At 43.9% G+C, this 14,330-nt stretch carries 15 protein-coding genes; 8 read left to right on the forward strand and 7 right to left on the reverse strand.

Annotation, left to right across the window (positions count from 1 at the left end; translation table 11 throughout):
• Positions 1-88 precede the first annotated feature (88 nt).
• Positions 89-868, forward strand: coding sequence for a methyltransferase domain-containing protein (locus KI742_RS00790; protein ID WP_054730619.1), 780 nt, complete (start codon positions 89-91; stop codon positions 866-868).
• 63 nt (positions 869-931) lie between these two features.
• On the opposite strand, the gene KI742_RS00795 is transcribed toward KI742_RS00790, so the two are convergent.
• Positions 932-1,813: a DMT family transporter gene (locus KI742_RS00795; protein WP_005373940.1), complete on the reverse strand. Its 882-nt coding sequence runs from the start codon at positions 1,811-1,813 to the stop codon at positions 932-934.
• 93 nt (positions 1,814-1,906) lie between these two features.
• Between KI742_RS00795 and KI742_RS00800 the strand changes: the two genes are divergently transcribed.
• From KI742_RS00800 to KI742_RS00810, 3 genes are all read left to right on the forward strand, one after another.
• Positions 1,907-2,791: a LysR family transcriptional regulator gene (locus tag KI742_RS00800; protein ID WP_005387224.1), complete on the forward strand. Its 885-nt coding sequence runs from the start codon at positions 1,907-1,909 to the stop codon at positions 2,789-2,791.
• Positions 2,792-2,971: 180 nt separating this feature from the next.
• Positions 2,972-3,586 (forward strand): outer membrane beta-barrel protein, encoded by a 615-nt coding sequence (locus KI742_RS00805; protein WP_005373936.1) that lies wholly within the window; start codon positions 2,972-2,974, stop codon positions 3,584-3,586.
• A 160-nt stretch (positions 3,587-3,746) separates the two neighbouring features.
• Complete coding sequence (locus tag KI742_RS00810) at positions 3,747-5,414, forward strand: ABC transporter substrate-binding protein (RefSeq protein WP_054729940.1); 1,668 nt, start codon at positions 3,747-3,749, stop codon at positions 5,412-5,414.
• A gap of 75 nt (positions 5,415-5,489) precedes the next feature.
• Here KI742_RS00810 and ompV read toward each other — a convergent pair whose 3' ends face one another.
• The 4 genes from ompV to KI742_RS00830 form a co-directional block, all read right to left on the reverse strand.
• Positions 5,490-6,266 (reverse strand): outer membrane protein OmpV, encoded by a 777-nt coding sequence (gene ompV, locus KI742_RS00815; protein WP_017635134.1) that lies wholly within the window; start codon positions 6,264-6,266, stop codon positions 5,490-5,492.
• Between the two features lie 221 nt (positions 6,267-6,487).
• The gene (locus KI742_RS00820; protein ID WP_005373930.1) at positions 6,488-7,021 is read right to left on the reverse strand and encodes a copper resistance protein NlpE; all 534 of its coding nucleotides are present in this window, start codon (positions 7,019-7,021) and stop codon (positions 6,488-6,490) included.
• A 260-nt stretch (positions 7,022-7,281) separates the two neighbouring features.
• Complete coding sequence (locus KI742_RS00825) at positions 7,282-8,511, reverse strand: glycine betaine/L-proline ABC transporter ATP-binding protein (RefSeq protein WP_262640799.1); 1,230 nt, start codon at positions 8,509-8,511, stop codon at positions 7,282-7,284.
• The gene (locus KI742_RS00830) at positions 8,504-9,403 is read right to left on the reverse strand and encodes a proline/glycine betaine ABC transporter permease (RefSeq protein ID WP_064354518.1); all 900 of its coding nucleotides are present in this window, start codon (positions 9,401-9,403) and stop codon (positions 8,504-8,506) included. Before KI742_RS00830 ends, KI742_RS00825 begins: the two co-directional genes overlap by 8 nt.
• A gap of 500 nt (positions 9,404-9,903) precedes the next feature.
• On the opposite strand from KI742_RS00830, the gene KI742_RS00835 reads away from it, so the two are divergent.
• From KI742_RS00835 to nqrM, 3 genes are read left to right on the forward strand one after another with little or no spacing between them, the layout of a single operon-like run.
• On the forward strand, positions 9,904-10,194 hold the full coding sequence (locus KI742_RS00835; RefSeq protein WP_005373924.1) for a DUF134 domain-containing protein: 291 nt from the start codon (positions 9,904-9,906) through the stop codon (positions 10,192-10,194).
• A complete protein-coding gene (locus KI742_RS00840; protein WP_005387209.1) occupies positions 10,191-10,697 on the forward strand; it encodes a NifB/NifX family molybdenum-iron cluster-binding protein in 507 nt (168 codons plus the stop codon). The genes KI742_RS00835 and KI742_RS00840 overlap by 4 nt, the downstream gene beginning before the upstream one ends.
• Before the next feature lies 1 nt (position 10,698).
• Positions 10,699-10,908, forward strand: coding sequence for a (Na+)-NQR maturation NqrM (gene nqrM / locus KI742_RS00845; RefSeq protein WP_017635136.1), 210 nt, complete (start codon positions 10,699-10,701; stop codon positions 10,906-10,908).
• On the opposite strand, the gene KI742_RS00850 is transcribed toward nqrM, so the two are convergent.
• Entirely contained in the window at positions 10,886-11,698 is an 813-nt protein-coding gene (locus KI742_RS00850) for an aminoglycoside phosphotransferase family protein (RefSeq protein WP_262640800.1), read from the reverse strand. The genes nqrM and KI742_RS00850 overlap by 23 nt on opposite strands.
• Positions 11,699-11,885: 187 nt before the next feature.
• Here KI742_RS00850 and KI742_RS00855 point away from each other — a divergent pair, with 187 nt between their 5' ends.
• Entirely contained in the window at positions 11,886-12,080 is a 195-nt protein-coding gene (locus tag KI742_RS00855) for a hypothetical protein (protein ID WP_005373920.1), read from the forward strand.
• A gap of 75 nt (positions 12,081-12,155) precedes the next feature.
• Here the strand turns inward: KI742_RS00855 and fusA are convergent, their stop codons facing one another.
• Positions 12,156-14,180, reverse strand: a complete 2,025-nt coding sequence (gene fusA / locus KI742_RS00860; protein ID WP_285384971.1) for an elongation factor G — start codon at positions 14,178-14,180, stop codon at positions 12,156-12,158.
• Between the last annotated feature and the right edge of the window lie 150 nt (positions 14,181-14,330).

The following is a 14,330-nucleotide window of genomic DNA, read 5'->3' on the forward strand; positions in this document are numbered from 1 at the left end:
GTTTTCCTATTGGAATGTGCGGCCAGAAATACCCGTTAATTTCCGCGTTCGATACAATCACTTTTCTAAAAGTACGAACGGAAAAAACATGGAAGATTTTTACCTGACCGAGCACGGTCTGGCTGGTTATTTCGAAGCTCAATGGTTCGACAAGTTCATTGAGGATCAACAGATTGAGATGATAACCAGTCGCTCAAAACAAGTCCCACTTTCTTTTTTGTCATCACCTCACTGCTCCCAAGTTGCTGATTTTATTGCGCAGGCGGTAATCGAAAGCAGCGTTCAGCCGTATTCCCTACTTGAGGTTGGGGCGGCGCTGGGAAGAAATTATTATGAGTTAGTGCAACGCTTACCTAACCTTAAAGAAGCGACGCTTGTGGAGCCTTCAAATAGGTTAATGGATGGCTTGAAGCAACTGTTAATAGAAGAACAACGCGTCGAGCTTACTTACCTTCACGATGTGAACACCTTAAACACTTTAGAGGTTGAGAATAGAGATATCGTACAGAAATGTGCTCATGTTGATTTGACGCTAATTAACCAGCCTTTTGAGCTCGATACTCTCCAATCTCGCTTTGATTTAGTCGTATGTTTAAATGTGATTGATCAATGTGAGTCGCCACTTAGCGTGATCAATGCTCTAAAAAAAACCACCAAGGTGGGTGGGCTGATCGTTGTCTCTTGCACTTATCAGTGGAACGCGAAACACATCAAAAATAAAGAAGAGGCGGTTGATGATATCAAAGAATACTTTGCTGAAGGCTGGCGTCTAGTGTCGGAAGCCGAGCATGAATATCGCATCCGGTTTAATGATCGCTTTGCAAGGCAGTTTTTATCTCACGTAGTCGCTTACGTAAAAACCGATTAGAGCCACATAAAAAAACCGAGCACTTACGGCTCGGTTTTTTAGTCTTTGGGTTAGAGCACAACTTTAAGTAACGTGCGCTTCTTGTTGCTCTTGCAACTTTTTCTTACGACGTTCTCGTTTAGAAAGCCAAACCAGAGGCACAACAATCATAATGGTTCCTATTGCCATAAATATATCTGGCACTTCTCCAAACCAAATCAATCCCACAAACACGGCACCAATTAAGCCACTGTATTCAGCGCTGGCAATTTTGTTGCTATCGATCGAGCGGTAAGCGATGACACATGTTGCTGCATAAATCATGATGAACAGACTTGAGCCAGCAGCAACAGGGAAAGCACTCCAGTCCCAAGGTTCTGCTTCGATCAGAACAAGCAAGAAGGCTACTGGAATACCTGCCAAGTTTGTCATCAATAATGTTTGCATCACAGACTGATTTTTTGGCAGTTTTCGAATGAGCAAGTTATTGATTGCTAAAGTAATTGCAACAACTAAAGCTGAAATCGCTGCCCAATCGATTTGGTCTGGACGAATGATGACCAATACACCGGCAAAGCCCATTATCGCTGCGGCGACCGATTGTTTAGATAGCTGTTCGCCAAAAAAGATTGCTGCAAGCGGCAACATGATCAATGGCGCGGCGTAAAAGATCGCGTTCGCAGTTGCGAGCGGTAAAGATGAGATCGCCAAAACCATGAATATTGCACCAAGTAACCATACGTGAGCGCGAACAGCATGCCACTTAAACCCTTCAAGAAAAGGCGCATTTTTTGTTAGCAAGTAGACTGGCAGCAGGAAAAGCACCGCTGAAATTTGTCGGAAAAAGACAAATTGAAAAATAGGCACTTCATTTCCGACACTTTTAATTAAAGAGTCCGAAAGCACCGCAATGAGATTTCCAACAATTAATAGCAGCATCGCTGCTCCGACCGATGTAACTTTCACTTTTTCCTCTCCTCTTTCTTTGCCAAAGAGTAGGTGATGTCATAGGATGAAGTGAAGTGATATTTATTAGTTTAAGTATGAGATTTTTAGATAATGAAATTGCCACCACTCAGAGCGGTTCACTGTTTTGAATCTGTTGCCAGAAACTCTAGCTTTTCGCTTGCTGCTGAAGAACTCAATGTGACGCAAAGTGCCGTTAGTCACCAGATACGACTATTAGAAGATTATTTGGGTGAATCATTATTTATCCGTCAAGGCAGAAAGCTCTCTTTGTCCGATACGGGCACCCGCTATTTAGAGGATATTAGCCCAGCAATTAGCTCAATTGCGATGGCCAGCCAAAAGGTGCGAGAAGGGGACAAAGGCAGCATACGGTTGGCGATTTATAGCTCGCTTGCCGTAAAGTGGCTTATTCCTCGTTTGTCTGATTTTAAGCGCTTACATCCAGAAATCGATCTGACACTCAATATGGTCGTTGGTGATCCTGAACAGACAGACAGCGTTGGCGATTGTTTTATCACGGTAGAAAAGCCAAAGCGAAACTACATGTCGGTAAAGTTATACGCGGAGACGCTGTATCCGGTCTGCAGCCATAAAATTTGGAAAGAGTTGCAAGATCAACCGATTCCAGAAGCGCTTTGGCGATACCCTATTTTGTCGACAGACTCAATTTATCGTGAGAGAGGAAAAGACTGGGCTGAGTGGTGCAGAGCGGGCGGTTACACCTTGCCGAAAGATGTCGATGTTCAACATTTTAGTCATATGTTGTTGGCAATAGAGGCGGCGCGTTATGACCAAGGCATCGCATTTGCGAATGATTTTATGCTTAATGAAAGAGATAAAGCGCACGATTTGGTGTATATCCCTTCTCATGGATTGGAAACCGGCGACAGCTTTTATTTTATTCATAAAAAGAGTCGAGCCAAGCAAGCGGAAATCATCAAGCTCACTAACTGGTTGAAGCAGCAATGCTTGTGAAATGACTAAATTGTCAAAATTAAGAAAGAAAGTGGCAAAGTTGTGTCTAAATATTTCATGTTTTATTGAGTTTTTATTCATTAACATCCACTTGGTTTTGAAACCAAGTGAAATGGATAGCATGGCATGCTTAAGGATGGGCAAAACACAACCTCAATAATTAACAGGCAGTGAAATACAATGTTTAAAAAAACATGGCTAATGACAGCCCTTCTAGCAACATGTTCTGTTGCAAACGCAGCTCCTTACGTTGGTGCATCTGTAGGTCAAGCATCGTTTGGTGATGTTAATGGCTCTATCAATGGTGGTGGTACTAACGCTAGCACTAAACTTAAACTTGAAGATGACTCAAGCCTTTCAGGCAAAGTATTCGGTGGTTACAAATTCAACGAATACATTTCTCTAGAAGCAGCCATTGGTGGCTACGATGCTTTAGACGGCAAAGTTGTTACTGTTGGTGATATGAAGTATCTATCGATTCAGCCAAAAGCGACTCTACCGATTGGCGATCGTTTCAACCTTTTTGCTAAAGCTGGTCTTTCTTACTTCAATGCTGAATTCAAAATTAGCAACTCTGTGATTGACGGTAGCGCAGGCCATACCACCATTTCTGACAGCACTGTAACAGGCATGTACGGCTTAGGTGCAGAGTTCGCTATTACTGAAAACTTTGCTCTACAAGTTGAATGGGAATACATGATGCCTGAGCTAGACATTGCGAAATTTGGCAATGAAAAAGTAACGGTTGATGCAGACATCAATGTATTCTCTGTAGGTATGAGCTACCGTTTCTAAGAATACTTATTCAAGTTACCTCTTGGATTAGTAAACGCTTTTGACTTCTGTTGGTCGAGCTGAGTCCAAGCTTTGAATTTGTTTAGATATAGCACAGGAAGTTTAGTTGCTAAGCGTCCTGTGCTATTTTTTTGCTTTGGAATAACTCTTAGGAATCTTTGTGAACGATGTCAATCTTAGGTATCTGGATCTACTGTTAAAGCACTTTGAACCTCACCAGTATCACCTTGTTACGCTTTCTGAGCTAGAGGCGGTGATTTGCACGTCGAGGCGCAATGTTTCTATTGTGATGAAAAAGCTTGCCACTTACGATTGGGTCGATTGGCAACCTGCGATTGGCCGAAGTAACGCTAGCCGTCTCAGTATTAATATTTCCCTCCAACAAGCGATGACCGAGTTTTTGGTTGAGGAGCTTGGCAGAGGAAGAATGAACTCAATAACGAAACTTATTGATTGGTTCGGTCAAACCGCGGTTAGAGCACTAACCATCGCTTCTGAAAAAGTGAATCGATTGAATGAATCAAATAACGCTATTTTGATTTCTTCTTACCCTTGGGTATCCAAAATCGACCCTGCGAATACTTACCGTCACACTGAATTACACGTCGCGAAAAGCGTTTATGACGTATTGCTGACCCAAAATTCCAATGGTGGTATCGAGCCATCGTTAGCACACGAATGGAAAATGGAAGGCAAGGTAATGACGTTATGGTTGCGGCCAGGCATATATCGCCATGATGGCGAGCCCCTTAACATACAGGATGTGGTTTGGAGTATAGAAAGACTCAGGGAGATAAAAGGACCAGTTCACGAGCTCTGGCAATGCATTGATAGCGTGGTTGCAGAAACATCTAACTGCTTAAAAATCATATTGAAGCATCCGAACAAGTTGTTTCCATACATGCTAGCAACTCCTCATGCGTCTATTCTGTGTCGAGATGTCGTCTCTTTCGGTTCTAGTTATTCCTACCACATAGGGACTGGGCCATTTAAAATCAGCGGCTGGAACCAGGAGAGTATGACTCTTGAAGCGCACAAAGAGTATTTTTCAGCACGCGCATTGTTAGATCAAATAACGCTGTCTCATGGTGATGTTAAAACCTTAAATATGTTGAGCTTTAACCAAAGCTCCGATCACGTTGAAGTGGAAAAAATTAGCGCATTTTCATATCTGACCTACCGCGAACGCGCGGAATCCCAACTCACAAAAGAGACTTGGTATCAACTCGCTGATTACATCCATGTGCAAAAGCGAATTTATGATGCGCCAAGTGCCGTTGACAGCATTCAGTTAGAGACTCATGAGCAAGATTTATCAATAACAGATGGTGGTGTGATACCTAAACTGAAAGGTAAAGTGGTATTAGCTGAACCTGTCTGGACGATACCGAGTTTAATTCGTCATTCCGAATGGTTGCACAGTGTGATTCGTGCAACGGGATTGGAGTTGGAGATCGTCGTTATTGATGACATTAGTTTTCCTGAGGTAGTGTCTCACCAAGCAGATTTGCTCTTCATTGAGGAAGTCATGGAAGCACCATTTGAATATGGCATCTTCGAATGGCTGTCGATAGCAACTGGACTGCGTTTTAGTTTTGATCAAAGCCAGATGTTAAGCCACAGAGAAAAGGTTCGCAGGGCGATGGCTGATGATCACTCGCTGCAGTCTTTATTAAACCTAGAGAAAGCGCTGCGCGATCAGTACCTATATTTGCCTTTGTTTGTTGGCTACGAAGAAGTGACAAAAACACAGCAAGTGCGAGGTGTGCAGGTGAAGAATACAGGCTATAGCGACTTACATAGGTTATGGATTGCTCATTCACACTAACGTCTGTGTGCAAGATGATGCAAATGTCCAACGCATAAAGCCATCGAAATGATGGCTTTATAAGGGCGTGTCGGATTAGAAGTTGTACGACACACTTGCGCCAACAACCCATTGGTTTGCACTATCAACGATAGAAGAGTCGCTGATACCGCTGCCTAGGCGCGTGTATTGTGTCATTTGGCTTACTTGCCAGTTGTCGTTGATTGGCATAACAAGTTTGTAGCCCACACCATAGCTTACCGTTGAATCACCTTTGTATGCTTTGCGGTTTGCGTTTGCTTCGCGTTGTTTTACACCAAAGTAGTAATCTACGTAGTCTTCACTTTGATAAGTTAGGTTAGCAAAAGGAACAAAATCAACACTACCGAATTTCATTATGTGGAAGTAAGTCGCGCCCGCTAAGTAACCTTTGTAAGCACCGCTGATATCGTGCTGAAGGTATGTAGAAATGACGTTGTTTTGATCCAGTGTAAAGTCTGCGTTTAAACCTAGATCGACGGCGAAACGGCGTTTATCTGTGCCTTTTAGGCTTTTCGCTGTATCACCGTCGCGCATTACACCGCTACCTACAAGGTAGGCACTCATGTTGATTAACTCATTGGTGTTACCGAAGAAGCGGTAGTTAATGCCACTTAGGTCGGCATTAAAGTCGTCACCATGGTAACCACCGTTGAGAATTGGTGCTGTATTATGCTTTTGATCTTTGAAAAGATCGCTGCCTTGAGCCACACCAGCTTCTACGTTCCAACCGCCTTCGTTGTTGTAGATATTACCGTTACGAATGTAAGTATCGCCAGCGAAAGCTGAGCCAGCAGCTGTCAAAGTAAGTAGTGCAATTAATGTTTTTTTCATCATTTTTCCGAGTTGTTCTGTTTTGTTTTGAACACTGTACAAAATGATGTTGTAAGCATCTATCGGCAAAGCGTATGGAAATGTAATGAACAATCAGGGTAAGAAGCAGAATGTTGCTTCAGAATAGAAAGGTTGCTGGAATAGCTTTCGTTAAAATAACGAAAAATCCGAGCTGGGGTGGCTCGGATTTGAGGTATTTATCAGGTATTGATACTAACTTCTTACTGTTTCGTTAAGTTGTATAGTGGTGCTAGGTCACCCGTTACTTTTTCGCCATTCATGTCTAGCTTCATAAGTACGTTTTCACCAACAAAGTATTGGTTTGGTGCATCTTCATTTGTCAACGTTACGATGCTGCCATTTGCGTCCCAAGTGAATTGACCTTCAGATTTTGATTGACCGTCTTCTTTGTCTTGGTAGCTTTCTTCAAGTACGTAAGTGCCATCTTGATTTAGTGTGATTGTCATATCGATACCAGCACAATCCGCGCAAGGTAGTGTTCCTTTGTAGGTGCCGTTCCAGTCCAGAGCACTTTGTGCGTTGTGTTCAGAGTCTACAAATGTCTCTTCAGTAATTACCTGTTCTTCTTCTACTGGTAACGTGTCAATTGTCTCAGTCGTAACGTCTGCACTGGTGGTGACTTCAGTTTCCGTTGCCTGAGGTACTTCAACTGCGCTTGTTTCGGCAGGTTTCTCATCTTGACAGCCTGCAAGAATGATTACCGCGCCTGTTAGTGCCAACATTGTCTTTTTCATTTTATCCCTCTTTAAATCAAGATTTTGTATGAGAATAATAGTAGACATTTATCGAGGATTTGCGTCATCAAAAAGCAATAGAATGATCTAACTATGTCAATAAAACCGGATATGAGCATGAAATTGTCAGGAAAATCAGAACAATGTAAATGTTGCTTTGGGTATCAAGCTTGAGCCCACAGACAAATATCTAAAAGGGGAGTGGGAGCGAGTTAATTGATAACAGCCCACATTATTGTGAGTTGTATTATCAACATCATCTAAGAAACGTTATTGAAGCTTGAGCGTGAAGTGCCTCGTTTTGTGCTTCGTTGATCAGAAAACAGCTCCGCAATAACCTGACGATTTAATTCGCCTTTCAAATTGCCGTGCTTATCGATGACGGGCAGTGAATATTCACACGACATGACTTCAGTCAGCACTTGCTCAATGGCTAAATGTGGAGAGATGATAGGCACCTCTTCATAGATATCATCACGCCAATCTGATAGGTGAGTTAACTTCGCTGCGTTTAGCAATCCTTGCTGTGTTATCACGCCTTGATAGCCTGCATTGGTCTGATGGTAGGCATAATCACGTTTAACACGTTTCATTTCACTCAGTGCATCTTCAATGGTTTCAGCGCGAACACAGTACGAAGGTGGCTGCATCAGCGTTTCGACCGTCAGTGCTCGCGCTCTATTGACGTCTTTTACAAAGGCTTCAACGTACTCATCGGCAGGATGCAGTAAAATTTCGTCTGGTGAACCTTGTTGGACAAGTTCACCGTCTTTAAGAATCGCGATGCGATCGCCAAGTCGAAGCGCTTCATCTAAATCATGAGTAATGAAAATAATGGTTTTGTGCAGCTTCTGTTGCAGCTCTACCAACTGATCTTGCATTTCGCTCCGAATCAGAGGGTCCAATGCTGAGAAAGCCTCGTCCATCAACAGTATTTCGGCGTCGGTAGCCAGTGCCCGTGCAAGGCCCACACGCTGTTGCTGTCCACCCGATAGTTGAGCAGGATACTGGTGCTCATAACCCGTCAGTCCAACGGTTTCTAACCATTCATTTGCTTTTTCTAAGCGCGCCTCTTTATTTATTCCCTGAACTTCTAAACCATATGCGATGTTGTCGATAACAGTGCGATGAGGCAGCAAGCCAAAGCGTTGGAACACCATAGACATCTTGTGACGGCGAAACTGTTCAAGCTCTTTGTTAGAAAGTTGCATGACATCCACCCCTTCTACCAAAATCTGCCCCATGGTTGGATCGATTAATCGGTTGAAGTGGCGAATCATGGTGGATTTTCCAGAACCGGATAATCCCATAATGACAAAAATTTCACCCTTTTGAATTTGCAGGTTGATGTCTTTTAGTCCGACCGTGTGGCCCGTTTCCGCTAAAACCTGCTCTTTACTATGTCCCAACTTAACGCGCTCAATCACGCTATTGGGTTTGGGGCCGAAGATTTTATACAGACCGCTGATTTCGATAAGTGGACTAGTCATGTTTTGAGTCTCCTAAATGAGCTTGAGTGCGTTTCGCATACGCTTGTGAAGCACGGTCAAAAAGGATTGCTAGGGCGACAATGGCTAAACCATTGAGAAGACCAAGAGTGAAATATTGATTGGTAATAGACTTTAGAACAGGCTGACCTAAACCTTTTACCCCAATCATTGATGCGATGACCACCATTGACAGTGCCATCATGATCGTTTGGTTAATTCCCGCCATGATGGTTGGCATTGCAAGCGGAAGCTGAACCCCAAAAAGCCGTTGCCGAGTGCTGGCACCAAATGCGGTTGCGGCTTCCAATACTTCTTTATCAACTAGACGAATGCCCAAATTGGTTAAACGAATAACCGGTGGAATCGCGTAGATCACTACTGCGATAAGGCCAGGAATTTTCCCAATGCCCAATAACATCACAACTGGAATGAGATACACAAATGCCGGCATGGTCTGCATGACGTCGAGTAATGGTGTTACCACCGACTGAATGCGATTAGAGCGCGCCATAGCGATGCCGATAGGGATACCAAGTGCGATGGCAAGCATAGTACATACAGTGATGATACTGAGCGTACGCATAGTGTCTTCCCACATTCCAAAATAGCCAATCAGAATCAGCGAACCAAAACATGCAGCGGCCAGTTTCCAAGAGCGGCTGGCGGCATAAACGAGAGTGGTGCAGACACCTAAAATAATGAACCAAGGTGTAGAAATCAGAAGTTTTTCAAACCAGACAAGAAACGAAAGGAGCGGATCAAACAGAGACTCAATGAGTTCACCATACTCGCGAGAGAAATCTCTGTAGGCGCCGTCGAGTGTTTTGCGAATCGCCCTGAGATCAGAGGCATCCATTTCCGGGAATTCGCTGAGCCAATTTGAGTCAGACATATGTACTTCCTTTTTCTGATATACCTAAGCGCTTTCAAGAAACTTAATTTGGCAAGAAGAGTAGGGCACCTAGGCCAAGTAATGGTCGTTCGACAGGTTCTGTATCGAACGTATTACCCTTTAAGCTCAGACCAATGTTGTCAAACTTCTCTTTTTCGTTCCTTAGGTATACATCCTTTTAAATAAAACAATCATTAGTGTTCAAACTAATGATTTGCTTGGATTATAGTTTTTCTTCTTCAATAAAATGAACACATTAGCGTGTATTTGTATGAAAAATCTGCGCAAACTAACGTTTTTATTATCCGGTTAATTAGAATTGATCTTTTTGTTCGTTTGTCATCAAAATTCCTAAATTATTAGATGTCTAATTAATGCTGATGTATTACGTATTTGTCGTGTTGATTTTTGCAAACTTAGTTTATTGGCATATGCTAAAAATGTTATTGGCATATGCCAGTTTAAGGCGTAATTTGACTCTGTGTTTTTGAGGGACAATGATGGCAAGACCAAAGATAGAAAGACGAATATGCGGACGTGCGGCTCACCACTGCTTTAAGCCCAATGGCATTCCATTTAATCAGTTGGAGCAAGTCGCCATATTACCAGAAGAGTTAGAAGCGCTACGTTTAGCCGACTTAGAGGGGCTTAGCCAGCAGCAAGCTGCGGAGCAGATGGGCGTTTCTAGACAAACTTTTGGTAACACAGTAAAAAGTGCAAGATTGAAAGTCGCAAAAAGTTTAGTTGAAGGTCATGCATTAGTTTTTCCGAATGAGGAGTCAAACTTATGATTTATGCTATTCCTAATGATGGTGAGCGGGTGGCAAACCACTTTGTAAAAGCACCATACATCGCTATTTATTCTGATACTGACGGTATGCTAAAAAACTTAGCGAACATTGCTTCTATGCCACAAGCGGGTTGCAATGCGAAGTCTCAGTTGATTCAGTCTCTACAAGGGTACAATGTGGATGCTGTTCTTGTGCGAAATATTGGTGAACGTGTATTGGCAAAGCTACTTAGCAGTGGCACGCCAGTATTTAGGCTGTCTACTCGTAGTTCCTTGGAAGATGTGCTTGCGGTTCCAAGAGAGCCTTTGATTGAGCCCTCTCAAGGACGTCCATCAAACAATCATAAGAAAAGTGTTCACAAACAAAAAGGCGGCTGCGGCTCCTGTGGTTGTGGTGGCCAAAAATCAAAACCCTCCTTGTTGGCAAGACCTAAAGCGCTACTCAAAGCAACATCTAGCCCTGCTATACTTAAGCTAGAGTCGATGGCTAATAAGGCAGGTTAATATGGTTTGGTTATTTACCTTTCTTGGTTTTCTCGCAATCATTTTGTTGATGTCACTTGGCGTCATTTTTCACAACAAGCGCATTCAAGGAAGTTGCGGCGGTTTAAACAACGTCGGTGTTGATAAAGTATGCAACTGCGAAACCTCATGCGCAGAACCTGAAAGGCGTTTATATCAAATCTCAGAGCCTAACTCATCACCTGAGCGCTAAGGCTTTTGGCCCATTGCGGCAAGGTTTGCCGAAACCAGTCCAAATACTTGCTGGTCTGCGGATTCTCTCTGGAGACCAGTATGTTGACTACCTCGACAACGATCCACGCTTTTGCTAGTCCGATATCGCGCGCCAATTCTGTTGTTTCACCTTTCTCTGCGCACTTTATATATTTGTCTGCTACGTTCAAGTAATCATCAAATATGCCCATGCCCTCGATGAGCGGCGCTAAATCTATCGCGACATGCCCTGTAGAAAAGCGCTCCCAGTCGAACAGCACCAGCTCGCCATTTTGGCGCTGTCCCCAGTTTCCTGCATTGGTGTCTCCGGAGATCAAGTTCTGCCCATCGAAAAGGTGCGCCGATCGTTGTTGTAGCTGGTGGAAGAACTGTTCTGTCTCTGAGCCCAGTTTAAGTGTAGTGAGTGCTTGTTGAGTCGCTTGTGGTGTCCACTGGTGGCGGTGATAAACACCATCTGATGTTGGTGGAAGTCGGTGCAGTTTGACGAGTTGTTCAATGACTCGATCATCTTCAAGTAAGAATGCTTGCTCGACTGCGTGGGGAACGTATTCAATGTACAGAACGTTTTTCTGGTCGTCGAATTGAATCAAGCGCGGTACGTGTATTCCAAGCGCGTTAAACTGTTCGGCATAGCGTTGATAAAATGCGACTTCTATTTGAGTAGGGTTACGTTTTTCTATTACTTGGACGCCATCTTTTTCGATGAGAAAAACTTTGGCACTGCCCATTTGGTTGAATTCTTGTTGCGACACCGGACTTCCTGTCTTCATGTAGAGAGAGCTCACCTTAATCGCTGCACTCACGTTTGCCAATAGCCACGACAAAGTGCCTCAAAAATATTAAATGCAACTGTTTAAATATGATTTTGCTGTGAGTGTCTAAATTTTACACAGTCTCGCCTGTACTCCGATAAATTCGTTCTACGCTTACTATTCGTCTTAATAAAGGAGAACCAAAATGGCTGTAATGAAGCAGGATATTCCAAATCGTGTAACGGTTTACCATGACAATATCGATCAAGAACAAGAGCTGAAAAATGCGATGCTGCCAGAGAAACCGCGCTACTTTAACGGTGCTCCGACTTACAAAGCGAACAGCATCGAAGAGTTTGAAAGCAAAATCAGTCAGATAGGTTTGTCTCTCGATAAATAATTTTTCTTTTACCTAAAAGCGCCTTCAAAATGAGGGCGCTTTTTTGTTTATGTGATTGATTTGAATCTTAGGGAATTAACCTTGTTGTGTACTGCCTTGGCAGACCTGTTTTTGCACTGCTGGTGGCGCAGGCTCGTAATGGCTTAAGGTCATACTAAAGCTGCCTTCACCACCAGTGATAGAGCGTAATCGACGAGCGTAATCTTGCAGCTCGTTTACAGGTGACTTGGCTCTGAGTAAGGTGAAGCTGCTGTCGATTGGCTCGGAGCCTTCGATTAAGCCTCGGTTGCCAGATAAATCACCAGAAACATCGCCAACATTCGCGGTTGGGATGTGCAGTTCCATCTGGACAATGGGTTCTAGCACAATAGGATCGGCGTTGTTAATAGCATCTAAAAAGGCTTTCTTACCTGCGATGACAAACGCAATTTCTTTCGAATCGACGGAGTGATATTTACCGTCATAAACGGTGACTTCCACATCCTTAATTGGGTTGCCAGAAATCGCGCCTTCCTCTAACGCTTGCAAAATACCTTTTTCAACAGCAGGAATGAGCGCGGTTGGGATGGCGCCACCCACCACTTTGTTGATGAACTTAAATCCGGCACCACGTTCGAGTGGACGAACCTTCAATTGCACTTCACCAAACTGGCCTGCACCGCCACTTTGTTTTTTGTGTCGATAATGCCCTTCGGCAGGTTTGGTGATGGTTTCAAAGTATTCGACGCTTGGTTGGCAGGTTTCGACGTCCAGTTTGTACACGTTCGCCATCTTTTCTAATGCGACTTTGAGGTGAAACTCCCCTTGGCCGCTGATGATGGTTTCGTTGGTGCGAGCGCGATGTTCGATGCGCAGCGAAGGATCTTCACTGGCAATTTTATTCAGCACATCTCCTAATTTTTGCTCATCTCCACGCTTAAGAGGCTTCAAGCACAAAGAATACATGGAGTCAGGAAGGTCCAACGTTTTGAGTTGAACTCCATCTTCTTCGTGAGAGTCATGAACGATTGAATCGAATTCGAGATCATCCACTTTGGCTAAAACGCAGAAGTCGCCTGCAAGCGCGCGAGGGATCTCGGTTCTATCTTTGCCCTGCAGTTGATATAAGTGCCCAACTTTAAATGCCTTGTTGCTTTCGCCAATATAAAGCTGGCTGCCCGCATTGATTTCACCCTGATACACACGTAAGTAGGCAAGTTTTCCCATATATGGGTCGACGCTGACTTTGTACACGTGTGCGACGGTGTGCTCTAAGGTTTCGCAATTTACTTTGATTTTTTTGCCGTTCTTTTCCAGTAGAGGAGGGTTACCCTCGTTTGGCATGGGCATGATCTCCGCCAAGGTGCGCAGCAGCAACTCGACGCCCGCGCCGGTTTGTGCTGAGACAAAACAGACCGGAATCACATGTCCAGTTCTCAGTGCTTCTTCAAACGGATCATGCAGTTGCTCTGCGGTGAGTTCGGAGCCTTGTTCCAGATACAGTTCCATCAGTTCTTCATCGACTTCGATGACTTGGTCAATTAAGGTCTCATGAGCTTCATCTACTGTTGCAAGTAAGGTTTCTCGTCCCAATTCTGGTTCGAAATAGCAGTCAACTACAGATTCTCCGTCAGCCGAAGGTAAGTTGATCGGCAAGCAGTGGTCACCAAAATGCTCAACGATGTTCCCCATCAATCTTTCTAACTGATTACCGTGGTTATCGAGCTTATTGATGATGATCATCTGACATTTTTGCTGCTCTTTAGCAAAGGTGAATAAGCGATCGGAAGTTTGGTTGAGTGGCGTTTGAGGGTCGATGACAAGGGCGGATGTTTCAACGGCGGGAAAAACGCTGATCGTACGGCCAAGTAACTCGTTTTGTCCCGGAGTGTCGATGATATTGAGCCGGTGTTTATTCCAGCGCAGTGCGACTGGCGTTGCTTCAATACTGTGTTGATATTGGATGGATTGAGGGTCGAAGTCGGTAACGGTATCGCCTTTTTCTACGCTGCCTAAATGGTGCGTGGCATCGCAGGTGAAGAGCAGTTTTTCTATCAGCGTGGTTTTACCGGTCCCGGTTTGGCCGACAAAAGCGATATTGCGTATTTTGTTGATAGGCATAGAGCCTCCTTGCAAGATGGCGTGAAAAACCTACGAATTGCTAGGAAGTGGGTTGCTATAGAAACCCACGCACTGCATTGGAGTAGGGCGGGATTACCGCCTATTCGTTTTCCACGTCATTTTCCGGATGACTCGATGCATAAGACCACC

It is taken from the genome of Vibrio sp. D417a, from assembly GCF_030248595.1.
In the GTDB taxonomy this organism is placed as follows: Bacteria; Pseudomonadota; Gammaproteobacteria; order Enterobacterales; family Vibrionaceae; genus Vibrio; species Vibrio alginolyticus.